The sequence below is a fragment of the Stenotrophomonas sp. YJH_SMC_53 genome, from assembly GCF_059369995.1.
Map to the genome: position 1 here is coordinate 155,379 of NZ_JCAFTF010000007.1, position 23,581 is coordinate 178,959.

Here is a 23,581-nt window from a genome sequence, read left to right on the forward strand (position 1 = left end):
CGATCCAGCCACGGTAATTCCCGGCGTGACCGAAACCGTCGCCGCTCCGCGCACGCTCGATGACCCCTTGAAGGACGCGATCCGCAAGGCGTACACGACGCTGCAGGCCAATACTCCCGGCTTCTCCACCCGCCGCTCGCAGAGCCAGATGATCGGCGTGGTGTCACGCGCGCTGTCGAAGAGCGGCGGCGTTGGCGTGGTCGAGGCGCCGACCGGCGTCGGCAAGAGTCTGGGTTACCTCACTGCGGGCGTACCGATTGCGCTGGCCAGCAAGAAGAAGCTGGTGATCAGCACCGGCACCGTGGCGCTACAGTCGCAACTGGTCGAGCGCGATATCCCGAATTTCCTCAAGGCCACCGGCCTGGAAGCAACCGTGGCGCTGGCCAAGGGCCGTACCCGCTACCTGTGCACGCGTAACGCCGCCGAAGCACAGGGCGAGGGCTCGCAGGGCGGCATGTTCGAGGATGATGCACCACTGTTCGACCGGCCGCTGGCGCCGATCGAGATGGACATCGCCAAGCGCCTGACCGATGCCTTCACCGGCGGCAGCTGGGACGGCGATATCGACAATGCGCCGGAGACCATCAGTCCCGGCCTGCGCAGCCGCATCACCACGCCGGCCTCGGGCTGCGCCGGGCGCCGTTGTGCGTATTCGGCGCAGTGCGCGGTGCTGCGTTCACGCAACACCGTGCGCGATGCGCAGATCGTGGTCACCAACCACGCGCTGCTGCTGTCGGCGCTGTCGATCGGCGACAGCGACAACGGCCAGCCGTTGATCGCGCCGCCGTCGGACATGCTGCTGGTGCTGGACGAAGGCCATCACATCGGCAACGTGGCGATCGACCAGGGCGCGGCCAGCCTGGCGCTGGATGAAATGGCCAAGCGCACCGGGCGCCTGCAGATCCTGATTGCCGGTGCCTACCGCGCGGTCGACAAGGACCGCCTCGGCAACCTGCTGCCGAACGAAGCGATCGAGGTCGCCAGCAACGTCGCCAAGCAGCTGCGCGCGTTCCGCGATCACATCGAGCGGGTGTGGATGCCGGCGCCAGCGGACGAGGAGCCGATGTGGCGCGCGGCCAACGGCCGTTTGCCGGAGGCCTGGCGCGAGCCGATCGAGGCACTGGCCGACGAGACCCGCAGCCTCTACAACTGGGCGCATGCCGCTACCGCGCAGGTGGCCAAGGGCAAGCCGGACGACGCCGCGCGCGAGCGCCTGCAGCGCAACCTGGGCATGGCGCTGGAAATGATCGAGCAACAGTACAACCTGTGGCAGGCCTGGCGCCGCGAGGACAAGGACGGCGCGCCGCCGATGGCGCGCTGGGTCACCGCCACCCGCGACGGCGACCTGGTGCTGCACGGCTCGCCGGTATCGGCCGCGCACGTGCTGCGCAAGCTGCTGTGGGATGAGGTGGACTCGGTGGTGATGACCTCGGCGACGCTGACCGGCGGTGGCGATTTCCAGTCGCTGGCGATCGACAACGGCATTCCGGAAGAGGCCGAGATGGTCTCGCTGTCGTCGCCGTTCGACCTGCCCAACCAGGCCGAGCTGATCGTGCCCAGGTTCCCGGTCACCCCCGACGACCGCGAAGGCCATCCCCGCGAAGTGGCGCGCTACCTCGACACCGAGCTGGATTGGGCCAAGGGCTCGATGGTGCTGTTCACCTCGCGCTGGAAGATGGAAAAGGTGGCCGGGCTGATGCCGGCGGCGCGGCGCAAGCAGGTGCTGGTACAGGGCGAGATGTCCAAGACCCGGCTGATCGAAGAACACCTGCGCCGCGTCGAAGCGGGTGAGGGTTCGGTGCTGTTCGGCCTGAACTCGTTCGGTGAAGGCCTCGACCTGCCCGGTGAAGCGTGCACCACGGTGGTGATCACCCAGGTGCCGTTCGCGGTGCCGACCGATCCGCAGACTGCCACCCTCAGCGAATGGTTCGAGGGCCGCGGGCTCAATGCGTTCAACCTGATCGCCATTCCGCACGCGCTGCGCACGTTGACCCAGTTCGCCGGTCGCCTGATCCGCACCTCCACCGACACCGGCCGCGTGATCATCCTCGATTCGCGGCTGCTGACCCGCCGCTACGGCAAGCGCATCATCGACGCGCTGCCGCCGTTCAAGCGCGTGATCGGCTGAAAAAAGGGGACGGAGGGGATTAAGTCGTTTGTGCCTCAAACGACTTAATCCCCTCCGTCCCCTTTTCCCAGATGCCGGCCAGCGGCCGGCACTACCGCGTAGGGATCAATCGCCCAGCAGGGCGGTGTTGCGCACGGCGCCCTTGTCGGCGCTGGTGGCGAGCAGGGCGTAAGCCTTCAGGGCGCTGGTGACCTTGCGCGGGCGCGGCGCACGCGGTTTCCAGCCGCGTGCATCGGCCTCGCTGCGGCGCTGGACCAGCGTGGCCTCATCCAGCAACAGGTCGATGCGGCGGGCCGGGATGTCGATGCGGATGCGGTCACCGTCTTCCACAAGCCCGATCGCGCCGCCACTGGCCGCTTCCGGCGAAGCGTGGCCGATCGACAACCCCGAGGTGCCACCGGAGAAGCGGCCATCGGTGAGCAGCGCGCACTGCTTGCCCAGTCCCTTCGACTTCAGGTAGCTGGTCGGGTACAGCATCTCCTGCATGCCCGGGCCGCCCTTGGGCCCTTCGTAGCGGATCACCACCACCTCGCCCGGCTGCACCTCGTCGGCGAGGATGCCGGCGACGGCGGCGTCCTGGCTTTCGTAGACGCGTGCGGGGCCTTCGAACACATGGATCGATTCATCCACGCCGGCGGTTTTCACCACGCAGCCATCGACGGCCAGATTGCCGCGCAGCACAGCCAGGCCACCTTCCAGCGAATACGCATGTTGCAGCGAGCGGATGCAGCCCTCGGCGCGGTCCAGGTCCAGCGCGGGCCAGCGCGTGGCCTGGCTGAAGGCCTCCTGGGTGGGGATGCCGGCCGGGCCGGCCTTGAAGAAGGTATGCAGGGTGTCGTTGTCGCTGCGCACCACGTCCCAGCGTTCCAGCGCTTCGGCCAGGCTGGCGCTGTGCACGGTCGGCACTGTGGTATCGAGCAGGCCGGCGCGATCCAGTTCACCGAGGATGCCGAACACGCCGCCGGCGCGGTGCACGTCCTCGATGTGGTACTTCGGTGTGTTCGGCGCCACCTTGCACAGCTGCGGGACGCGTCGCGACAGCGCGTCGATGTGGGTCAGGTCGAAGTCGACCTCCGCTTCCTGCGCTGCGGCCAGCAGATGCAGGATGGTGTTGGTGGAGCCGCCCATGGCGATGTCCAGGGTCATCGCGTTGGCGAACGCGGCCTGGGTGGCGATCCCGCGCGGCAGCGCGCTCGGGTCTTCGCCGCCGTACCAGCGATGGCAGAGCTCGACGATCAGGCGGCCGGCGCGGCGGAACAGCGCCTCGCGGTCGGCATGGGTGGCCAGCGTAGTGCCGTTGCCGGGCAGCGACAGGCCCAGCGCTTCGGTCAGGCAGTTCATCGAGTTGGCGGTGAACATGCCCGAGCAGGAGCCGCAGGTGGGGCAGGCGCTGCGCTCAAAGGCCGCGACCTTCTCGTCGGAGGCGCTGTCATCGGCGGCCACCACCATCGCGTCGACCAGGTCCAGCTTGTGCTCGGACAGCTTGGTCTTGCCCGCTTCCATCGGCCCGCCGGAGACGAACACCACCGGGATGTCCAGGCGCAGCGCAGCCATCAGCATGCCGGGGGTGATCTTGTCGCAGTTGCTGATGCACACCAGCGCGTCGGCGCAGTGCGCGTTGACCATGTACTCCACGGCGTCGGCGATGATCTCGCGGCTGGGCAGCGAATACAGCATCCCGTCGTGGCCCATCGCGATGCCGTCGTCCACGGCGATGGTGTTGAATTCCTTGGCGACGCCACCGACCTGTTCGATTTCGCGCGCGACCAGCTGGCCGAGGTCCTTCAGATGCACGTGGCCGGGCACGAACTGGGTGAAGGAGTTGGCGATGGCAATGATCGGCTTGTGGAAGTCGCCGTCCTTCATGCCGGTGGCACGCCACAGGGCGCGGGCGCCGGCCATGTTGCGGCCGGCGGTGGAGGTGCGGGAACGGTATTCGGGCATGGCTGGCGGAACGGGCGGGCCGTACGACGTGGGGGTCAGCCGATCATGGCCAATTTTTTCGGTTGCTGCTGCAACCACCTTCACCGCTTGCAGCGGCTTGGTGGTCCGCGCATTTCCCATTATCCCCGCGCCTGCGGCGCGCCCCCTTGAACAACAAGGGGGCTTCTCGCCGGAGACTTGGCTGCGCGCGCCGGGCATAGCGCGGCGCCGCGGGGCGTGTGCCAACCAAGGTTGGCACCTACCAGTGCGGTGTGCCGCCCGGGGTCGGATCCCATCGCAGCGCGATGGGCTCTGACCCCAATGCCGACGAAAATGAAAGGCCGTTCATCTTTCCCGCTTTGCCGATTCCGGTTGTTGGTGAGGATTTGGCATCATTGGGCATTGATCCGTATACAGGGCATGAGGCCATGAAACGTTCCCGCACCACCGCGCTGCTGCTGATGAGCGCTGCGCCGCTGCTGTTCACCGCCTGCCAGAAGGAGCCGGAGGTGAAGGTGCAGGAAGGCCTGTACACCTCGGTCGAGGCCTGCACCGAGGCCACCGGTGATCCGTCGTCGTGCCGCAACGCCTTTGCCGAAGCGCAGAAGCAGGCCGCCGATGCGGCGCCGAAGTACGCCAGCAAGGAAGCCTGCGAGAAGGATTACAAGCCGGAGCAGTGCGTGCAGCAGCACACCTCGGCCGGCACCTCGTTCATCGGCCCGATGATGATGGGTTTCTTCATGTCGCAGATGCTGAGCAACCGCGGCGGCCTCGCCCCGCAGGCGCCGGCGTCGGCACCGGCATACCAGGACAAGAACGCTGGCTGGGCGCGCCCGGCACCGGGCGGCACCGGTGGCCTGAACACCGCCAGCGGCATCGGCGCCGGCAAGGCCGGTCTGGCACCGGTCACCAGCGAACCGAACCGTGCGGTCACTGCCAGCCGTGGTGGCTTCGGCAACACCAGCGCACGCCGCAGCACCAGCGGCAGCTACGGCGGCTGATCGACCCATGCAGCGCATCCGGATTGCCGCGCGTGCCCAGTGGCGGGCACGCGCGGAGGAAGCGGGTTTCCGTTTCCATACCATCGATGGCCAGCCCTACTGGGATGAAAGCGCGTACTACGCGTTCACCCTGCGCCAGATCGAACAGGACATCGAAGACCCCAGTGCCGAGCTGCACCAGATGGCGCTGGACCTGGTCGGTGATGTCATCGCCAGTGAACGGTTGATGGACCAGCTGGCGATTCCGTCGCATTACCGCGACTGGATCGCCGACAGCTGGCGCCAGCGCCAGCCGCACCTTTACGGCCGCCTGGACCTGGCCTACGACGGCACCGGCCCGGCCAAGCTGTACGAGCTGAACTACGACACGCCGACCTCGCTGTTCGAGGCCAGCTTCTTCCAGTGGCAGTGGCTGGAAGACCAGCGCAACGCCGGCCGCCTGCCGCAGCATGCCGACCAGTTCAATGCGATCCATGAGGCGCTGGTCGAGCGCTTCGGCGAACTGGCCACGCAGCTGCCGCCGCCGCTGTACTTCAGCGCGGTGGGAAGCTCGGAAGAAGACCGTGGCACGGTCGATTACCTGCGCGACTGCGCGTCGCAGGCCGGCCTGCATGGCCAGGCCATCGCGATCGAGGACATCGGCCTGTCCGAGGACGGCCGCTTCACCGCGCTGGATGATTCGGTGATCGGCACGCTGTTCAAGCTGTACCCGCTGGAAGACCTGATGGCCGAAGAGTTCGGCCGCGCGCTGCCCGGTTCGGGCGTGCAGTTGCTGGAACCGGCGTGGAAGGCAGTGCTGAGCAACAAGGGCATCCTGCCGTTGCTGTGGCAGCGCAACGTAGGCCATCCGAACCTGCTGGAGGCGCACTTCGATGACGGCAGCACGCTGGCCCCGGGCTGGGTGCGCAAGCCGCTGTTCTCGCGCGAAGGTGCCAACATCGAGATGCACCTGGCCGATGGCAGCACCCAGCGCAGCGACGGTCCCTATGACGGCCCGGCGATCATCCAGCGCGCCCATCCGCTGACCCGCTTCGAAGGTGGCTACCCGCTGATCGGCAGCTGGGTGGTGGGTGACCACGCCTGCGGCATCGGCATCCGCGAGGACGACAGCGCGATCACCCGCGACAGTGCGCGGTTCGTGCCGCACGCGATCGTCGACGAGGCGCCGACGCGGATCTACGTCTGATGACGGTGCGGCGTTGGCCTGGCCGGCATGGGCGTGCCGCGCCCGCGCCGGGCCGGCATTTCGATGACGGGCGCAGCCTGCAGGCCTTCGCCGACCGCGTCGCGGTGCGTTGCCACCGCTGCGATGCCCCCGGTTGGGTGATCGCCCGCTGGGAACCCTATCGATGGACCGCGCGTTTCCGCTGCACCGCTTGCAGCGCTGCATTGGACAGCGGCGACTGGCTGGGTGCGGTCCGCATTCTGGGCCGCCAGCCCTGTGGATTCTGCGGGCATCAGTGGCTGCATGTGTGTCGGCCGATTCCCGCCGGCATCCCAGCGCCCGCATCCTTCCCCGCCCGATGCGCACAGTGCGGTCGCAGCACCGAGGTCACGGTGTTGACGCGTCCCCTGCGTGACGCCGAGCCTGCCGATCCGCATTTCGGTCTGCCGCTGCGCCTGGTCGAATCGACCCGCGCGGGCCTGCTATGGGCCTACAACGCCGAACATCTGCAGGCACTGCACGCGTACGCGAGTGCGATGCTGCGCGAGCACCGCGGCCACCACCGATCGATGTTCTCGCGCCTGCCGCAGTGGATGAAGCTGGCCCGCAACCGGGTGCTGCTGCAGCGAGCGGTGGAGCGGTTGCAGCGTCGCTTGCTGCAAGGGTAGTGCCGGCCGCTGGCCGACAGCCGAGCATGGGCTCGGCGCTACAGGAATCAGGTCGTCTGTAGAGCCGAGCCCATGCTCGGCGCCGGTCAATCGCAGGGTTACAGCAACCCTTCGCGCTTCACCGCCAGGTAGCGCTCCACCAGCGCGCCCGGCAGGGCGTCGGCGGTGACGTCCAGCACCATCACCTTCTCGCTGCGCAGCGCTTCGTGCGCCTTCGCGCGCTGCTGCAGGTACAGCGCCGCGGCACCGGCCTGGGTGGCGTCCTCCAGCGTCTGCACGTCCCCCTCCAGTACGCCGTCCAGCTCGCGCTCGCGCAGGCTGGCCACGCACACCAGGTGGCGCCGTTGCAGCAGGCGCACCGCCGCCAGCAGGTCTTCGATGTCCTCGTCGCGCACGTTGCTGACCAGCATCACCAGTGCTCGCCGGCGCTGGCGCAGCGACACCTCGGTGGCAGCGGCCAGGTAATCGGTGGCCACCGCGCGTGGCTGCAGGTCGTAGCTGGCGCGCAGCAGGTGCTCGACCGTGCCCATGCCGCGCTGCGGCGCGACCCAGCGGCGTTCGCCACCGGCAGCGAACAGGCCGGCGGCATCGCCTTGGCGCAGCGCCAGGTAGGCCACCACCAGCGAGGCATTCAAGGCATGGTCGAAGTGCGAGAGACCGCCTTCGCTGGCCAGCATGCGCCGGCCACTGTCGAGCATCAGCAGCAACTGCTGGTTCTTCTCGTCCTGGTACTCGCGCGAGATCAGCTTGCGCGCACGCGCGGTGGCCTTCCAGTCCAGCTGGCGCAGGCTGTCGCCGACGCGGTACTCGCGCATCTGGTGGAAGTCGGTGCCTTCACCACGGCGGCGCTTCACGTGTGCACCGACCAGCCGCGAGGCCTGGTCGGCACTGAACAACGCAAAGCGCGTGAGCGGCACGAAATTCGGATAGACCCGCACGTCCAGTGCGGGCGGCAGCGTGCGTTGCTGCCACCACAGGCGCCACGGCGAGCGCATGCGCAGGTGCACGCCTTCGAAGCGGAAGCGCCCACGCTGCAGCGGCTGCAGGTGGTAGTGCAGCGTGGAGGCGCTACTGGCCCGCAGGCGCACGCGCTGTGGCAGCGATTCCAGCGGCCAGCCGCCGGGGACCAGGTCGAACACCTGCACCGTCATCGATTGCTCGGCCTGCAACCGCAGCGCCGCCTCGCGGCGCACGCCCAGCGCCAGCGCTTCGGGCAGTTCGCGCTGTACCTGCGGCGACGGGCGCTGCGACTGGCGCCACAGGTCGAACAGCGCAGGCAGCGCGATGGCCACGGCGGCCAGCGCCCAGCTCCAGCGCGGCAGCAACCCGCCCAGCACCAGGCCGCCCAGGGCGGCCCAGGCCAGCAGCAGCGCCAGCAGCAGCGGGGCAGGCCTCATCGGCGCGGTGCTTCCACCTTGGCCAGCAGTGCGCCCAGCACGTCGTCGGCGTCCTGGCCTTCGATCTGCAGCTCGGGGGCCAGTGCAATGCGGTGGCGCAGTGCCGGGCGAGCAATGTCGCGCACGTCGTCCGGCGTGACGAAGTCGCGGCCGGCCAGCACCGCCTGCGCACGCGAGGCACGCACCAGCGCGATGCTGCCGCGTGGGCCGGCGCCGACCGCGATGCCCGGCCACTGCCGGGTCGCCGCGACGATGCGTACTGCGTAGTCGATCACTTCGTCATCGACGGTGATCGCCGCGGTGGCGCGCTGCAGTTCCAGCAGTTCGCCGGCACCGAGTACGCGTGGCACCTGGCTCAGGTCGAAATCGCTGGCGGCGCGGCCACTGGTGATCGCGGTCACCATGCGCTTCTCGTCCTCCAGCTGCGGGTAGTCGATCAGCACCTTCAGCAGGAAGCGGTCCAGCTGTGCCTCCGGCAGCGGGTAGGTGCCTTCCTGCTCCAGCGGGTTCTGCGTGGCCAGCGCCATGAACGGCGGCGCCAGGGTGAACGCCTTGCCTTCGATGGTCACCTGGCCTTCCTGCATCACTTCCAGCAGTGCCGACTGGGTCTTGGCCGGCGCACGGTTGATCTCATCGGCCAACAGCAGGTTGGTGAACACCGGGCCACGGCGGATCTTGAAGCTCTCGCTCTTCGGGTCGTACACCGCATGGCCACTGACGTCGCTGGGCATCAGGTCGGGGGTGAACTGCACGCGGCCGTAATCCAGTTCCAGGGCCTGTGCCAGTGCGCGCACCAGCAGGGTCTTGCCCAGCCCGGGCACGCCCTCGATCAGCACGTGGCCACCGGCCAGCAGCGCCACCAGGATCTGGTCCAGTACATCGGCCTGGCCAATGAAGGCGTGGCCGACGGCATCGCGGATGGCATCGACGCGTTCGATCAGGCGGGCGTTGGCGGCCGCCGGCAGCTCGGGGACTTCGGTCATAGCAGGGATCTCATCTGGAGCAGCAAGCGGATGCGCTCGCGCAGGGCGGAGGAATCGTGCGGCGGAGGGGGCGTGAGCGCGCTGGCAACGCGGCCTTGCGGCCAGGACAGCAGTTCGGCGATGGCCTGTTCGCGCGGCGCGCCGTCCAGTGCGGCGGCCACCGGTGCGCGCAGGCGCAGGCGATGCAGGAACAGGGCGAGCACGGCGTCATACAGGCGCGCGCCTTGGCCGAAGCGCAGCAGCAGCTCGCCGCTGGCACGCACGTGTTCCAGCAGCGAGCGGCGTTCCAGCACCGGCGACGGCAGGCGGCTGCCGAAGCGTTGCGAACGGCCCCACAGCCAGCCCAGCAGGGCCAGCAGCAGCGGCGCCCACACCGGCCAGCCCTGGTAGAACAGGCGCGCCCACAGCGATGGCGGGCGGCTGGCGTAGACCAGCCAGAAAGTGCCCTTGCCGTAGTTCGGATCGAGCAGATAGCGGGTCAGGTCGCGGTGCGAGAGATCGTGCAGGCCGTCGCTGGCCTTGCCCGCAGCCGACGCCAGGCGTGCTGCCGGCGAATCCACCTCGCCGCGCATGAACTCCATGTCGGCCAGCACGCTCACCTTGCCCTGCCCGTGGCGCAGTCGCGCGAACACCAGGTTGCGCTCGTTGCCCCAACGCCGTTCGGCGTGTGTACGGGCGGCAAAGCCCAGCGTGAAGCGACGACCACCGCAGAACTCCACATGGCTGGGATCGTCGATGACGTGGAACGGCTGGCAGTCGCTCTGCTGGTACAGGCTGTCCACGCCCAGCTGGTCCAGCAGCGGTCCCTGCGTACTGCTGGCGTCGTCCTCTGCGGGTGGCGGCGTGCGCACCAGCAGATGGCCACCACCATCGACCCAGGCCAGCAGGGCCCTGGCCGCCGGTGCCGGCAGTTCGCTGCTGTCCTGCAGCAGCACCACCGTGTCGCGCGGACCCAGCGCCATCTGCTGCAGGTCCAGCCGCGGCCGCGAGTGCACGTCGATGCCATCGGCACGCAGGGCCTGCCCAAGCACGTACAGCGGGTTGTAGCCGGCTTCGCCCTGCGGCGGCAGCTGCACGGTCTCGGTCACCCGCTCATGCGTGCGCAGGTAGAGGATCGTCAGCGGTACGCCGAGCAGCACCAGCCCGCCCAGCAACAGCGACCAGAACAGGCGCGGGCTCATGCCAGCCACCGGTACTGCTGGCGCAGCGTGTCGGCCAGTGCATCGAAATCGGCGCGGCTGGGCAGGCGGCCACCGTAGGCGGCGTACTGCCACATGCGCACGATGCGCGCGAACAGGTCACGGTCGGTGGCATCGGGCATGCGCCGCGAGGCGCGAAGGCATTGCGCTTCGGTGGCACCGGGCGGAAGCGCGATGCCGCTGCGCTCGCCCACCGTGCGCACGCTGGCGCGGTACAGCAGGGCCAGCGCCTGACGCGGCCGGCCCTGGTCCCACAGCAGGCCGGCCTGGGTGGCCACGTCCGGCGGCAGCACGACCGGCAGCTCCACCTGTTCCTCCACCACCTGCGGTACAGCGTCGGCCTTGCGCCGGCCACTGCCGCGCAGCCACGGCAGCCACAGCCGTGCGGTCAGCAGCAGCACCAGCAGCAGGACGCCCAGCAGGGCCCACAGGCCCCACTCGGCCAGGCGCGCCAGCCAGGCAATGCCGGCCTTGCGGTTGCTGCGCTCGCCCTTGCTGCTGCCGTCGCTCTGCAGCGCCTTGTCTTCCTTCTTTTTTTCCTCGGCCTGTTCGATCGGCTTCCAGCGCGTGACCTGGCGGGTCGGGCGCTGCAGCGGATCTTCATAGGCGCGGTTCACCGCCTGGCGGAAACCGGCGGTGTCCACCGGCGCCGCACCGAAGATCATCGCCGGCGTATTGGCCGGGTCGTTGGCCGCAGTGGCGGGTTCTTCCCCGCTGTCCTCGTCCTCTTCGGCATCGCCGGCCTGCCCAGCGACCGTCTGCGCGTCCTGCGCATGCACTGGCACGGAGGCCAGCGGCAGGGCAAGGCACAGCAGCAGCGCCAGCGTCGATGCTGCCGGCAGCAGCCGCTCGCGCAGGCGGCGCAGGGCGATCTCCACGTCCCACGCTTCCATCTGCGTACGCCGGTTCAAGTACAGGCCGAAGCCGGCGCCGACATAGAACGGTCCGATCAGCACCGATGCCAGCCAGCACGCCAGGTTGAAGCCCAGTTGCGCCCAGGCAGGCGTGTCCTGGCCGATCATGTCCCATGCGGCACGCCATGATTCGGACATCAGCTCCAGTGGCATGAACATGAACACCGCGCCGATCGCACCGGACACCAGCACCCCTTCAAAGGCCATGCAGGCCAGGGTCAGCACGACGGCGGCGCTCGCGGCACCGGCCGCCACGGCGCGGCGGCGTGCACCGCGCTGGGCCGGCGCGTTGCCTTCCAGCAGGTTCACCGGCAGGCACAGGCTGCGCAGCACGCTGAAGCGGCGCCAGCCCAGGTAGCCCCAGAAGCCTGCATTGCCCCAGCTGCGCTGCGCGCGCAGCGCTGCCAGCGCGCCCACCGGCTCACCGAAGATGCCGCGCGACAGCACGTACAGCGGCGCTCGCTCGAACAGTGGCTTGCACCACCACATCGCCAGCCAGGCCCAGCCGAACGCATCCAGCCACCAGCCCAGCGCGTTGAAGATCACGAACAGCGGTGCACTGGCCAGCAGCCAGCTGCCCCATACCGCACGCGCGTGGCGGCGCGACAGGGCGCTGCCCAGCTCCATTGCTTCCCAGCCACTGCGCGCGCGCAGCGCCACGTCCAGGCGGTCAATGCGCATTGCCGCCTCCGCGCCCGCCGCGCCACAGCCACAGCAGCACGCCGGCCCACAGCACGCCGGCCACGCTGAACTTGCCCCACGCTGGCACTTCGGCAATCGACGACCAGAACGCTTCGATGAACGCGGCCACCAGCAGCATGAACGCCACGCCCAGGCACAGCCGGGCCCCGATGCGGCCGCCTTCGACCAGGGCATCCAGGCGGCTGCGCCGGCCGGGGGCCAGCAGTTTCATGCCCAGCTGCAGGCCGGCACCGCCGGCGATCACGATCGCGGTCAGCTCGAACGCACCATGGCCCGCGACGAAGCGCCAGAACGGATCGCCATGGCCGATGCGCTGCAGGTGGCCGGCCACCGAACCGATGATCACGCCGTTGAACAGCAGCACCAGCAGCGTGCCCAGGCCGGCCAGCAGACCACTGGCGAAGGTACGCAGGGCGATGCTGATGTTGTTCAGGATGTAGTGGCCGAACATCATCCAGTCCGTGCCGCTGTCACGCCCGAGGCGCTCGGCCGCTGGATCGTACATGCGCTCCATCTCGGCGATCTGGCGGTTGTCCATCACCATGTGGATCAGGTCCGGGTAGAGCTGCGCCAGCACGAAGCAGGCCACCGCCGGCAGCGCGAACATCGCCAGTGCCACCCACATGCTGCGCGCCTGGCTGCGCACCAGCAGCGGGAAGTCGGCCACCAGGAATTCAAGTGCACCGCGCCAGCGCGTCGGCGGCGTGCGGTACAGCACGCTGTGGCCCTGCTGCATCAACTGCTGCAGGCGCTGCACCAGCTGCGGGCTGTAGCCGCGCTCGCGGGCCAGTGCCAGCTGCTGGCACAGGCGCCGGTAGCGCTGCGGGAAGGCGGCGTCGTCCACTGCCAGCGCGCTGGCCTTGCGCCGCGTGCGGCGCGCAGCACCAGCACGCAGCAGCAGCCAGTGTTCCAGGTCCTGCCATTCCTGCTGGTAGCGGGCGACGAACTGCTCCTGCTTCATCGCCGCCCCAACAGCCAGTTGGCCATGGCATACAAGCGCAGTACGCCGACCTGGCCGTGGGTGCCGGTCAGCGGTTCGGCGATGCCGGCCAGTTCCTGCTGGCGGGCCGCCGACAGCCGTGGCGCGCGCTCGGCGAAGGCCATCAGCGCGGCCTGCTCTTCCGGTCGCAGCGGCTGCGGCGGGGCCAGCACGCTGTCGATGGTGGGCGGAGGCGGCAGGTACAGCACGGGCGCATGCACCACCACGGTGCCGGCCACCAGATCGCCCAGGCGACGGCCATGGGGATCGAACAGGCTGCTGATCAGGCCCAGTGCATAGCCGAACGGCAGCATGTCCACGGTGCGCAGCAGGTTGCGGGTGATGGCAGGCATCCAGCCTACCGGCGCGCCGTCGCGCGCAAGCACGCGCAGGCCCAGCGCGCGCTTGCCGAGGGTACGGCCCCACAGCGCTTCGCAGACGATCGGGTAGGCCCAGTACACCAGGAACATCAGCACCAGGCCGAGCCCGGAGCCGAACGAATCCAGCAGTGCCAGTGGAATCGACATCACCACCAGTACCGCGATGCGCACGCCCAGATCCACCAGCCACGCCATCGCCCGTGGCACCGGGCCGGCTGCCGGCAGCTGCAGCGGCACACCCTCCGGCGTCACCACCTCGCGGTAGGTATCGAGCATCGGTGCGGCCATCAGTGCGATGGCCTTCGTTGTGGGCGCCGGAGTCCTCTCCGGCAGGCAGCCACAGGCATGGGGGTCTCGACAGGTCCTGGTCGGGCCCAGACTTTAGCAGAGCCGCATGGCGGCGTTGGCTGCTCAGCCCAGGTATTCGTCCTTCAGCCGCACGTAGTGGTCGGCCGAGTAGTGCAGCGACTCGATCTCCTTGTCGCTCAGCGTGCGCGCCGGGCGGGCCGGATTGCCCACCCACAGCTCGCCTTCGCCAACCACCTTGCCCGGGCCGACCACCGCACCGGCGCCGACGAAGCCATGGCGCTCGATGCGCGCACCATCGAGGATGCAGGCGCCCATGCCGATCAGGCTGTAGTCGCCGATCGTGCAGGCATGGATGATGCAGCCGTGGCCGACGGTCACGCCTTCGCCGATCAGGGTCGGGTAGCCGGCCTTGTTGTAGGGGCTGTGGTGGCTGACGTGGATGATCGTGCCGTCCTGCACATTGGTGCGCGCCCCGATGCGCACGTAGTTTACGTCGCCGCGGATGATCGTGCCCGGCCACACCGATACGTCCGCGGCCAGCTCCACGTCACCGATGACGGTGCAGGCCGGGTCGATGTACACGCGCTCGCCGAGGATGGGCATCTTGTCGCGGAAGGGGCGCAGCGGGTTCATCGATATCTCCGGAAATCAGGGCGTTCGCGACGATGATACGCGTGCGTCCGCTGGGGGAGGTACCGCCCTGGGCCGCGCGGATACACAGTAGATCCACGCCATGCGTGGATGGTGATCTCGGTGCCGACCAAGGTCGGCAGCTACCAGAAACGGGTGCAACCGCTCAGGACCGCGCGTGCTCGGCCAGCATCCGCCGGAACAGCACGTCCAGCCAGGCGCTGTCGCCCTGTCCGGCCGGCAGCTGCGGGGCCTGCGCCGCGCGAACGGCCATCGCATGGTCAATGTACTCGCTGATGGGCGCGACGCGCGGACGAGCGCTGACCTCGGCGCTGGCGCGCTTGACCACCAGCAATGCGTCGATGGCGTGGCGCACCGGGCCGTCCGGCAGCAACCGGTCCAGCAGATCCTCGAAGGCCATCGGCGGCGGCGTGGGCTCGCTCTCGATCCACTGGCAGGCAAGCAGGGCGCGCAGCACATACAGGTACTTCTTGGTGCTGATGGTGGGCTCACCCAGGTGGCGGCTGTGCGTGGTCCTGGCCATGCTCATGTAGTGCCACCAGCTGCCCAAGGGTGAGTAGAAGCGTTGGGCCGCTTCCCACAGCAGTGCCACCGCAGCGTCATCCTGCCGGTACACGATCGGCGAGCGCAGCCATTCGATCAGTGTCGGATTGGATTTTGAGACCAGCCGCAGTGCCTTGCGCAGGTCCCAGCCGCTGACGTCGAGCTCATCGTCGATCGGCAGCTCGATCACATCGCGCTGCGCATCGCCCGGGCCGGTGCTCTCGTTGACGCTGAGATACCACGGCTGGCGATGCACGTAGATGAAGCGTGCATCGTAGTCGCTGTCCGGCGAAGAGAAGCCCCAGCCACGGCTGCCGGATTCGCAGGCCAGCAGCACACGCACATTGTGGCGCTGTTCGATGTCGGCGAGGCTGGAAAGAATGGCGGCGCGCTTGTCCGGCGCGATCGGGTGGATGTCGTCCATGCAGTTGTGTTCTTAATGTCGAGCGTTCCCGACTGTAGCGCAGGTCTGCATCGCTGCGCTCGCCGGGCATGGCCCGGCGCTACCAGAGGGTGACATTCGTCGACGAGGCATGACGGGGTAGCGCCGGGCCAAGCCCGGCGAACGCGATCACGGCTCGTAGCTGTAGCCCATGCCATACACCGAACGGATCGGTTCGCCTTCCATGCCGGCGTCAGCCAGCTTGCGGCGCAGGTTGCGCACGTGGCTGTCGACGGTGCGGTCGACCACCACGCGGTGGTCCAGATAGAGGCGGTCGAGCAGTTCATCGCGTGCCCAGATCCGGCCGGGCGTGGCCAGCAGCGTGCGCAGCAGGCGGTACTCCACCGGCGTCAGGTCCAGGCCCTTGCCGTTCCAGGTGGCGCGTGCTGCCGGCTCGTCGATATGCAGCCCGCTGTTGGCACGCGCAGCGGGGTCCGGGCGGTAACGGCGCAGCACCGCCATCACCCGTGCGACCACTTCGCGCGGACTGAACGGCTTGCAGATGTAGTCGTCGGCACCGATGTCCAGGCCCAGCAGGCGGTCGATCTCCTCCACCCGTGCGGTGACCATGATCACCGGTACATCGCTGCTGGCGCGCAGTTCGCGGCACAGGTCCACGCCATCGCGCTGCGGCAGCATCAGATCCAGCAGCACCAGGTCGGGCTGGTAGCGCGCGAATGCGTCGATCACCTGGCCGCCATCGTCCACCCATTCGCTGGTCATGCCGGCGGCGGCCAGGTAGTCGCGCAGCACCGAGGCCAGGCGTGGCTCATCCTCGACGATCAGGATCTTCGAGGACGCGGCGGTGGACAGGCTCATGCAGGCTCCGGCAGGGTGATGACCACGCGCAGCCCGCCCAGCGGCGATGGCTCGGCGTGGATGAGGCCGTGGTGGGCGAGGATGATGTTGTGGCTGATGGCCAGGCCCAGCCCGCTGCCGCCGCTGGCCCGGTTGCGCGAGCTCTCCACCCGGTAGAAGCGCTCGAACAGCAGCGCGCACTTGTCCGCCGGCACGCCTGGCGCGGTGTCTTCCACGATCAGCTGCACGCCGGCAGGCACGCGCGCTGCCTGCACGCGTACGCGGCCCCCGGCGTGGGTGTAGCGCAATGCGTTTTCCAGCAGATTGGCCAGCACCTGCTGCAGGCGTCGTTCGTCACCGGATACCTGCAGCGGTGTGGCGGGCAGGTTCTCCTCCAGTGCCAGCCCCGCCGTGGAGAAGCGCACGCGCATGCCATTGAGCTCGCTGCGCAGCAGCGCCGCCAGGTCCAGCGGTGCGAAGCGGTAGGCCAGGCCGCCGGACTGGGTCATCGACAGGTCGTGCAGGTCGTCGATCAACTTGCCCAGTTGGCGGATCTCGCCCTGCAGGGCACCGAGGTTGGCGCGGTCCAGCGGGCGGATGCCGTCCTCGATGGCTTCCAGTTCGGCACGAACCACCGCCAGCGGCGTGCGCAGTTCGTGCGAGATATCGGCGATGAAGGCACGGCGGTTGCGCTCGGTGTCGTCCAGCGCCTGCGCCATCCGGTTGAAGTCGTTGACCAGTGCATCCAGCTCGTCGTCGCTGGTGCGCTCGATGCGGGTGGCGTAGTCGCCAGCGGCGAGCCGGTGGGTGGCCGCCGCCAGTTTGGCAAGGCGCTGGCGCAGCGCGCGCGATACCAGCCAGGCCAGCAGCACCGTCACCAGCAGCAGCGCGATGCCGATCACCCACCACGCACGCATCTGGGTGTTGTAGAAGTTCAGGTCGTTGGTGGCGATGACGGTCTGGAACGGCACCATGCCCAGCCAGCCGACCGTGTGCCCGTCCACCTGCACGGCGTGCGGCTCGTCGTCGCTGGTGGCGTCCGGGTTGCCCGCTACGAACCGATGCTGTGCATCGAACAGGCCCAGGCGGGAGGGAACGCCGGTCTGGTCGGACAGCGGTGGCACGGGCCCCTCGTGCCCATGGGCCAGATCCGGGCGCAGCAGCCGCGCCCAGCGGTCACTGTCGCCGCGCAGGTGCTCCCAGCCGCCGTGCGCACTGTACTCGCGCTGCAGGTGCGGCATCACGCGCTGCATGCGCAGGTCGCCCTGGTCATTGAGGTAGTCCAGGAAGCCGGTCTGGAACGCCACGCGGCTGGCAATACCGTTCACTGCCAGCACCAGCAGGCAGGCGGTGAAGATCGCGAGGAAGGTCTTCGCGGTCAGGCCGAATTTGAGTCGAATCTTCGCCATCGCGGGGCCATTAGCGGCGCATGCGGCGCCGAAAGCAAGCGCCCGCTGAGCCGGTCGCACAATCTCCATATTCTCTGCACAGTTCCACGGCAGCGTGCACGGGTCAACGCAAGGCCCCCACGCCCCCCATGTCACTCCTGCGCCCGCTGTCCCGCTCCCCCCTTCCGCTGTTGCTGCCCCTGCTGCTGGCCCTGGCGGCCTGCTCGGCGGGCAGGCCCGAGGCCCCGGCCACCCCTGAAGTGGGCGTCATCACTGCCAGCGTGCAGCCGCTGGCCCTGCAGCAGACCCTGCCCGGTCGCGCCGTACCGCTCGAGGTGTCCGAGGTGCGCCCGCAGGTCGCTGGGCTGATCCGCCAGCGGTTGTTCACCGAAGGCCAGCAGGTCAAGGCCGGCCAGCTGCTTTACCAGATCGATCCGGCGCCGTACCAGGCCGCCTTCGATACCGCGCGTGGCCAGCTGGCGCAGGCCGAGGCCACTGTGTTGTCGGCGCAGCCGAAGGCCGAGCGCACCCGCACGCTGCTGGGCATGGATGCGGCCAGCAAGCAGGACGCCGACGATGCCACCTCGGCACTGAAGCAGGCCCAGGCCAATGTGATCGCCGCGCGCGCTGCGCTGCAGGCGGCCCGCATCAACCTCGACTACACCCGGGTTACTGCACCGATCGATGGCCGCATCGGCACGTCCAGTGTCACCGCTGGCGCGCTGGTCGCCGCCGGCCAGGACGCGGCGCTGGCAACCATCCAGCGGTTGGACCCGGTCTATCTGGATGTCACCCAGTCCAGCACGCAGATGCTGGCGCTGCGCAAGCAGCTCGATGCCGGCCGGGTGAAAGCCATCGACGGCAAGGCACAGGTGAAGGTGCTGCTGGAGGACGGCAGCACGTACGCGCATGAAGGTACCCTGGAGTTTGTCGGCAGCGCAGTCGACCCGGGCACCGGCAACGTGGTGCTGCGCGCGGTCATTCCGAACCCGGAGGGCCTGCTGCTGCCGGGCATGTACCTGAGGGCGGTGTTGCCGATGGCCACCGATGCGCGCGCCCTGCTGGTGCCGCAGAAGGCGGTGCTGCGCAATGAACGTGGCGAGCCGCTGCTGCGCCTGCTCGACGCAAAGGACCGCGTGGTCGAGCGCCGGGTCAGCACCGGCCAGGTAGTGGGCAACCAGTGGCAGATCACGCAGGGGCTGAAGGCTGGCGATCGGGTGATCGTCAGCAACGGCAGCGCGGTAGCGCTTGGCCAGCAGGTGCAGGCGGTGGCGGCCACCACCGCGCAGCTGGCCGCAATGCCGGCGATCGACCCGACCGGCAACACCGACGAAACGTCGCACTGAGGCCTGCCGCGCATGGTTCGTTTCTTCATCGACCGGCCGATCTTCGCCTGGGTGATCGCCATCGCGGTCAGCCTGCTCGGCCTGCTCGCGATCCTGATCCTGCCGGTGGACCGCTACCCGCAGATCGCCCCACCCACCATCACCATCCGCGCCACCTACACCGGCGCCTCGTCGCAGACCGTGGAAAACGCGGTCACCCAGGTCATCGAGCAGTCCCAGCAGAGCCTGGACCACCTGATGTACATGACCTCCACCAGCGCCTCCGATGGCTCGGCGCAGGTCAACCTGGTGTTTGCCACCGGCACCAATCCGGACACCGCGCAGGTGCAGGTGCAGAACCAGCTGCAGGCGGCGATGGCGACGCTGCCGCAGGCGGTGCAGCAGAACGGCCTGACCATCACCAAGTCCAGTGGTTCGATCTTCGAGGTGCTGTCGTTCACCAGCGAAGACGGCAGCATGGACAACTTCGATGTCGCCAACTTCATGGAAGCGCGCATCGACGACCAGATCAGCCGCGTCAGTGGTGTCGGCAACATCCAGCCGATCGGCCAGGAATACGCCATGCGCATCTGGCTGGACCCGGAGAAGATGCGCCAGTACGCGCTGATGCCGTCGGACATCGAGACCGCACTGCAGGCGCAGAACACCGACGTCTCGGCCGGTGAGTTGGGTGGCCAGCCGGCACTGAAGGGCCAGCAGCTGGACGCCACGGTCACCGCGCGCAGCCGCCTGCACACGCCCGAACAGTTCGCGCGGGTGGTGCTGAAGGCCGATGCCAACGGCAGCGTAGTGCACCTGGGCGACGTGGCGACGATCGGCCTGGGGCCGGAGAGCTACGACAGCATCAGCACCTTCAACGGCAAGCCGTCAGCGTCGCTGGGCATCGAGCTCAATGCCGGCGCCAATGCCATCGCCGTGTCCAAGGCCATCGAGACCCGCCTGCAGCAGTTGCAGAAGTACTGGCCGCACGGCTACACCTACCACGTGGCGTTCACCACCACGCCGTTCGTGACCATCTCGCTGAAGGAAGTGGTGATCACCCTGATCGAGGCGATCATCCTGGTGGTGCTGGTGATGTACCTGTTCCTGCAGAACTGGCGCGCCACCCTGATCCCGACCATCGCGGTGCCGGTGGTGCTGCTGGGCACCTTCGGCGTGCTGGCGGCATTTGGCTATTCGATCAATACCCTGACCATGTTCGCACTGGTGCTGGCCATCGGCCTGCTGGTGGACGATGCCATCGTGGTGGTGGAGAACGTGGAGCGGGTGATGACCTTCGAAGGGCTGGCGCCGAAGCCGGCCACGCTGAAGGCGATGGGCCAGATCACCGGCGCGCTGGTGGGCATCGTGCTGGTGCTGACCGCCGTGTTCCTGCCGATGGCGTTCTTCAGCGGTGTCACCGGCGTGATCTATCGCCAGTTCTCGGTGACGATTGCCGCTGCGATGATCCTGTCGGTGCTGGTGGCGATGACCATCACCCCGGCCCTGTGCGGCAGCATCCTGCACCAGATTCCCAAGGGCGGCCATCCGCATGGCGACCACGGCGGTGAGCCGAGCCTGCTGGGCAAGTGCTTCATCTGGTTCAATCATCGTTTCGAGCGCACCTCCAACGGCCTGCGTCGCCGGGTGGATGGCTTCCTTGGCCGGCGCACGCTGGGCGTGGTGTTCTACCTGGCGCTGAGCGTGGCCACCGGCCTGCTGCTGTGGCACCTGCCGGGCGCGTTCCTGCCCGATGAGGACCAGGGCATGCTCAACGCGCTGGTGAAGCTGCCGGCCGGTGCCACCCTGGAGCAGACCCGCGCGGTGATGGATCGCCTGAGTGCCGCCGCGGTGAAGGACGACGGCGTGCTGTCGATCCAGGCCACCGCCGGTTTCAGTGTCACCGGCAGCGGCCAGAACGTCGGCCAGGCCTTCATCCGCCTGAAGGACTGGGATGACCGCAAGGATGACGCCGACACCATTGCAGCACGGTTGACCGCGGCCATGGCCAGCGTGCCCGATGCGCAGGTGTTCATCACCTCGCCACCGGCCATCCTTGGCCTGGGCGATGCGGGCGGTTTCACCCTGGAACTGCAGGACGAAGGCGGCGCCGGCCATGCCGCCGCCGTGGCCGCACGCAACACGCTGCTGAAGGAGGCCGCCAGGGATCCGAAGCTGGTCAACGTGCGCTACGCCAGCCTGGAAGACGCGCCGGTGTATGCGGTGAAGGTGGACGACGCCAAGGCGCAGGCCATGGGCGTGAATCCGCAGGACATCAATGACACCTTGAATGCGGCCTTGGGGGGCGACTTCGTCAACAACTTCATCTACAAGGGCCGCATCAAGAAGGTGTTCATCCAGGGCACCGCCGAAGCGCGCATGCAGCCGCAGGACATCGAGCGCTGGAGCGTGCGCAACCAGGTCGGCCAGATGGTGCCGCTGTCGTCGCTGGTCAGCGCGCACTGGACCAGCGCGCCGGCCGCGCTGCAGCGCTACAACGGCGTGTCGGCGATGGAGATCACCGGCCAGCCCGCGCCGGGCGTCAGTTCCGGTGAGTCGATGGCCGAGATCGCGCGCCTGGCCGACGCGCTGCCGGAAGGCTTCAGCCATGCCTGGTCGGACATGGCCTACCAGGAACAGCTGTCGGGCAATCAGGCGCCGATGCTGTACGCCATCTCGCTGCTGTTCGTGTTCCTGTGCCTGGCCGCGCTGTATGAAAGCTGGGCGGTGCCGTTCGCGGTGATGCTGGCGGTGCCGGTGGGCGTGTTTGGTGCGGTGCTGATGATGAACCTGCGTGGCCTCAACAACGACGTGTACTTCCAGGTCGGCCTGCTGACCACGATTGGCCTGGCGGCCAAGAACGGCATCCTGATCGTCGAGTTCGCCCGCATCCTTGAACAGCAGGGCAGGAGCACCCGCGAGGCGATCCTGCAGGCCGTCTATCTGCGCCTGCGGCCGATCGTGATGACCTCGCTGGCGTTCCTGATGGGTGTGCTGCCGCTGGTGTTCGCCACCGGCGCTGGCTCGGCCGCGCGCCGCTCGCTGGGTACCGGCGTGGCCGGCGGCACGGTCGCCTCGATGGTGCTGGGCATGTTCTTCGTGCCGTTGTTCTACCTGCTCGTGCGCCGCCTGTTCCCGGGCCGCGCGCCTGCCGAAGCCACTGCCCCGGAGGCAAGCCCATGAAGCCGATGCTGCTGCGCGCCATTGCGGCCGCAACGATGACCACCGTGCTGGGCGGCTGCGTGAGCATGGCGCCGCATTACCAGAGGCCCGAGGCGCCGGTGCCGGCACAATTCGGCAATGCCGCCACGGCCGAGGCCGAGCCAGCACTGGCGGTGCCAGCCTGGCGCGAAGTCTTCCTCGAGCCGCGCCTGCAGCAGGTGATCGCGCTGGCGCTGCAGAACAACCGCGACCTGCGCGTGGCCATGCTGCAGGTGGAGAAGGAACGCGCGCAGTACCGCATCCAGCGCGCGGCGCTGCTGCCGTCGGTGGATGCCAGCGGCAGTGTCACCCGCTCGCGGGTAAGTGATGCCAACAGCGAGACCGGTGCCACCCAGGTAACCGAATCCGATGCCGTGCAGGTGGGTATCAGCAGTTGGGAACTGGATCTGTTCGGACGCATCCGCAGCCTGAAGAACGAGGCCCTGCAGAACTGGCTGGCCAGCGCCGAGAACCAGCGCGCCGCGCGCACCAGCCTGGTGGCCGAAGTGGCCACGGCGTGGCTGGCGTTGGCAGCGGACGAGCAGTCACTGGCGTTCACCCGGCAGACCCTGGACAGCCAGCAGCAGACCCTGCAGCGCACCGAGGCCCGCCACGCCCAAGGCCTGGCCTCGGGCCTGGACCTGTCGCAGGTACAGACCAGCGTCGAAGCCGCGCGCGGTGCGCTGGCCAAGCTGCAGACGCAGCAGGCGCAGGATCGCGATGCATTGCAGTTGCTGGTAGGGGCGCCGCTGGATCCGGCCTTGCTGCCAACCGCGCAGGCGCTGGATGGCAGCGTGGCACTGGCGCCGCTGCCGGCCAACCTGCCGTCCAGCGTGCTGCTGCAGCGCCCGGACGTGTTGTCCGCCGAACACGTACTACAGGCGGCCAATGCCGATATCGGTGCCGCGCGTGCTGCATTTTTCCCGACGCTGACATTGACCGCCAATTACGGCCACAGTTCCACCGCGTTGTCGACGCTGTTCTCGGCCGGCACCCGTGGCTGGTCGTTCGCGCCCAGCATCACCGCGCCGATCTTCCACGCCGGCGCGCTGAAGGCATCGCTGGATGCCTCGAAGATCGGCAGGGACATCGGCATCGGGCAGTACGAGAAGGCGATCCAGCAGGCCTTCAGTGAAGTAGCCGATGCGCTGGCCACGCGCGATCACTTGACCGTGCAGATGGACGCACAGCGCGCGCTGGTGGCCGCCAACCAGCGCAGCTACACGCTGGCCGATGCGCGTTACCGCACCGGGCTGGACGGCTATCTGCAGGCACTGGATGCGCAGCGCAGCCTGTTTGCCGCGCAGCAGGACCTGATCGCGCTGCAGCAGCAGGAGGCGGGCAACCGGGTGACGTTGTTCAAGGTGCTGGGCGGCGGGGCCGACGCACGCTAGCTGCCGACCTTGGTCGCACGAAGGCATGGAATGTCGCGGTCTGATGATTCGTGCCGACCAAGGTCGGCACCCACCAAGGCAGATTCATGTG

18 protein-coding genes are annotated in these 23,581 nt (G+C 68.5%); 7 read left to right on the forward strand and 11 right to left on the reverse strand.

Translation table 11 applies throughout. The annotated features are described in order from the left end of the window. The first annotated feature begins 25 nt into the window (after positions 1-25). Positions 26-2,128: an ATP-dependent DNA helicase DinG gene (dinG, locus tag AC5P7X_RS13065; protein WP_053496799.1), complete on the forward strand. Its 2,103-nt coding sequence runs from the start codon at positions 26-28 to the stop codon at positions 2,126-2,128. 105 nt (positions 2,129-2,233) lie between these two features. Here the strand turns inward: dinG and ilvD are convergent, their stop codons facing one another. Then, positions 2,234-4,072, reverse strand: a complete 1,839-nt coding sequence (ilvD, locus tag AC5P7X_RS13070; protein ID WP_206620037.1) for a dihydroxy-acid dehydratase — start codon at positions 4,070-4,072, stop codon at positions 2,234-2,236. 407 nt (positions 4,073-4,479) lie between these two features. Here ilvD and AC5P7X_RS13075 point away from each other — a divergent pair, with 407 nt between their 5' ends. Genes AC5P7X_RS13075 through AC5P7X_RS13085 form a run of 3 tightly spaced genes read left to right on the forward strand, consistent with a single transcriptional unit; the run spans position 4,480 to position 6,885 of the window. Then, positions 4,480-5,052: a DUF1190 domain-containing protein gene (locus AC5P7X_RS13075; RefSeq protein WP_005420172.1), complete on the forward strand. Its 573-nt coding sequence runs from the start codon at positions 4,480-4,482 to the stop codon at positions 5,050-5,052. Between the two features lie 7 nt (positions 5,053-5,059). Beyond that, positions 5,060-6,238: a glutathionylspermidine synthase family protein gene (locus AC5P7X_RS13080; RefSeq protein WP_253134562.1), complete on the forward strand. Its 1,179-nt coding sequence runs from the start codon at positions 5,060-5,062 to the stop codon at positions 6,236-6,238. After that, the gene (locus tag AC5P7X_RS13085) at positions 6,238-6,885 is read left to right on the forward strand and encodes a hypothetical protein (protein ID WP_495214953.1); all 648 of its coding nucleotides are present in this window, start codon (positions 6,238-6,240) and stop codon (positions 6,883-6,885) included. The genes AC5P7X_RS13080 and AC5P7X_RS13085 overlap by 1 nt, the downstream gene beginning before the upstream one ends. A 98-nt stretch (positions 6,886-6,983) precedes the next feature. On the opposite strand, the gene AC5P7X_RS13090 is transcribed toward AC5P7X_RS13085, so the two are convergent. From AC5P7X_RS13090 to baeS, 10 genes are all read right to left on the reverse strand, one after another. Continuing rightward, the gene (locus AC5P7X_RS13090) at positions 6,984-8,282 is read right to left on the reverse strand and encodes a DUF58 domain-containing protein (protein WP_070489963.1); all 1,299 of its coding nucleotides are present in this window, start codon (positions 8,280-8,282) and stop codon (positions 6,984-6,986) included. Beyond that, positions 8,279-9,265 (reverse strand): AAA family ATPase, encoded by a 987-nt coding sequence (locus AC5P7X_RS13095; RefSeq protein ID WP_005411535.1) that lies wholly within the window; start codon positions 9,263-9,265, stop codon positions 8,279-8,281. Before AC5P7X_RS13095 ends, AC5P7X_RS13090 begins: the two co-directional genes overlap by 4 nt. Beyond that, on the reverse strand, positions 9,262-10,446 hold the full coding sequence (locus tag AC5P7X_RS13100; RefSeq protein WP_005420168.1) for a DUF4350 domain-containing protein: 1,185 nt from the start codon (positions 10,444-10,446) through the stop codon (positions 9,262-9,264). The genes AC5P7X_RS13095 and AC5P7X_RS13100 overlap by 4 nt, the downstream gene beginning before the upstream one ends. Beyond that, on the reverse strand, positions 10,443-12,059 hold the full coding sequence (locus AC5P7X_RS13105) for a DUF4129 domain-containing protein (RefSeq protein WP_495214954.1): 1,617 nt from the start codon (positions 12,057-12,059) through the stop codon (positions 10,443-10,445). The genes AC5P7X_RS13100 and AC5P7X_RS13105 overlap by 4 nt, the downstream gene beginning before the upstream one ends. Next, positions 12,049-13,041, reverse strand: a complete 993-nt coding sequence (locus tag AC5P7X_RS13110; protein WP_495214955.1) for a stage II sporulation protein M — start codon at positions 13,039-13,041, stop codon at positions 12,049-12,051. The genes AC5P7X_RS13105 and AC5P7X_RS13110 overlap by 11 nt, the downstream gene beginning before the upstream one ends. Further along, complete coding sequence (locus tag AC5P7X_RS13115) at positions 13,038-13,727, reverse strand: RDD family protein (protein WP_005420157.1); 690 nt, start codon at positions 13,725-13,727, stop codon at positions 13,038-13,040. The genes AC5P7X_RS13110 and AC5P7X_RS13115 overlap by 4 nt, the downstream gene beginning before the upstream one ends. Positions 13,728-13,850: 123 nt before the next feature. Then, a complete protein-coding gene (locus AC5P7X_RS13120; RefSeq protein ID WP_495214956.1) occupies positions 13,851-14,381 on the reverse strand; it encodes a gamma carbonic anhydrase family protein in 531 nt (176 codons plus the stop codon). Positions 14,382-14,544: 163 nt separating this feature from the next. Then, positions 14,545-15,366 (reverse strand): nucleotidyltransferase domain-containing protein, encoded by an 822-nt coding sequence (locus AC5P7X_RS13125; RefSeq protein WP_495214957.1) that lies wholly within the window; start codon positions 15,364-15,366, stop codon positions 14,545-14,547. A 147-nt stretch (positions 15,367-15,513) separates the two neighbouring features. After that, positions 15,514-16,203: a response regulator gene (locus AC5P7X_RS13130; RefSeq protein ID WP_005420147.1), complete on the reverse strand. Its 690-nt coding sequence runs from the start codon at positions 16,201-16,203 to the stop codon at positions 15,514-15,516. Continuing rightward, positions 16,200-17,591 (reverse strand): sensor histidine kinase efflux regulator BaeS, encoded by a 1,392-nt coding sequence (gene baeS / locus AC5P7X_RS13135; RefSeq protein WP_053496809.1) that lies wholly within the window; start codon positions 17,589-17,591, stop codon positions 16,200-16,202. The genes AC5P7X_RS13130 and baeS overlap by 4 nt, the downstream gene beginning before the upstream one ends. Positions 17,592-17,719: 128 nt before the next feature. Here baeS and smeA point away from each other — a divergent pair, with 128 nt between their 5' ends. Genes smeA through smeC form a run of 3 tightly spaced genes read left to right on the forward strand, consistent with a single transcriptional unit; the run spans position 17,720 to position 23,490 of the window. Then, positions 17,720-18,916, forward strand: a complete 1,197-nt coding sequence (smeA, locus tag AC5P7X_RS13140; RefSeq protein ID WP_495214958.1) for a multidrug efflux RND transporter periplasmic adaptor subunit SmeA — start codon at positions 17,720-17,722, stop codon at positions 18,914-18,916. 12 nt (positions 18,917-18,928) lie between these two features. Next, the gene (smeB, locus tag AC5P7X_RS13145; protein ID WP_495214959.1) at positions 18,929-22,078 is read left to right on the forward strand and encodes a multidrug efflux RND transporter permease subunit SmeB; all 3,150 of its coding nucleotides are present in this window, start codon (positions 18,929-18,931) and stop codon (positions 22,076-22,078) included. Beyond that, a complete protein-coding gene (smeC, locus tag AC5P7X_RS13150; RefSeq protein ID WP_329841956.1) occupies positions 22,075-23,490 on the forward strand; it encodes a multidrug efflux transporter outer membrane subunit SmeC in 1,416 nt (471 codons plus the stop codon). Before smeB ends, smeC begins: the two co-directional genes overlap by 4 nt. Positions 23,491-23,581: the final 91 nt, after the last annotated feature.

Coding starts and splice junctions, on each gene's coding strand:
- AC5P7X_RS13115 (WP_005420157.1), bottom strand. CDS start 13,727: ATGGCCGCACCGATGCTCGATACCTACCGCGAGGTGGTGACGCCGGAG.
- AC5P7X_RS13090 (WP_070489963.1), bottom strand. CDS start 8,282: ATGAGGCCTGCCCCGCTGCTGCTGGCGCTGCTGCTGGCCTGGGCCGCC.
- smeB (WP_495214959.1), top strand. CDS start 18,929: ATGGTTCGTTTCTTCATCGACCGGCCGATCTTCGCCTGGGTGATCGCC.
- AC5P7X_RS13080 (WP_253134562.1), top strand. CDS start 5,060: ATGCAGCGCATCCGGATTGCCGCGCGTGCCCAGTGGCGGGCACGCGCG.
- AC5P7X_RS13110 (WP_495214955.1), bottom strand. CDS start 13,041: ATGAAGCAGGAGCAGTTCGTCGCCCGCTACCAGCAGGAATGGCAGGAC.
- AC5P7X_RS13125 (WP_495214957.1), bottom strand. CDS start 15,366: ATGGACGACATCCACCCGATCGCGCCGGACAAGCGCGCCGCCATTCTT.
- smeA (WP_495214958.1), top strand. CDS start 17,720: ATGTCACTCCTGCGCCCGCTGTCCCGCTCCCCCCTTCCGCTGTTGCTG.
- AC5P7X_RS13075 (WP_005420172.1), top strand. CDS start 4,480: ATGAAACGTTCCCGCACCACCGCGCTGCTGCTGATGAGCGCTGCGCCG.
- AC5P7X_RS13130 (WP_005420147.1), bottom strand. CDS start 16,203: ATGAGCCTGTCCACCGCCGCGTCCTCGAAGATCCTGATCGTCGAGGAT.
- AC5P7X_RS13100 (WP_005420168.1), bottom strand. CDS start 10,446: ATGAGCCCGCGCCTGTTCTGGTCGCTGTTGCTGGGCGGGCTGGTGCTG.
- AC5P7X_RS13095 (WP_005411535.1), bottom strand. CDS start 9,265: ATGACCGAAGTCCCCGAGCTGCCGGCGGCCGCCAACGCCCGCCTGATC.
- baeS (WP_053496809.1), bottom strand. CDS start 17,591: ATGGCGAAGATTCGACTCAAATTCGGCCTGACCGCGAAGACCTTCCTC.
- smeC (WP_329841956.1), top strand. CDS start 22,075: ATGAAGCCGATGCTGCTGCGCGCCATTGCGGCCGCAACGATGACCACC.
- AC5P7X_RS13105 (WP_495214954.1), bottom strand. CDS start 12,059: ATGCGCATTGACCGCCTGGACGTGGCGCTGCGCGCGCGCAGTGGCTGG.
- ilvD (WP_206620037.1), bottom strand. CDS start 4,072: ATGCCCGAATACCGTTCCCGCACCTCCACCGCCGGCCGCAACATGGCC.
- AC5P7X_RS13085 (WP_495214953.1), top strand. CDS start 6,238: ATGACGGTGCGGCGTTGGCCTGGCCGGCATGGGCGTGCCGCGCCCGCG.
- AC5P7X_RS13120 (WP_495214956.1), bottom strand. CDS start 14,381: ATGAACCCGCTGCGCCCCTTCCGCGACAAGATGCCCATCCTCGGCGAG.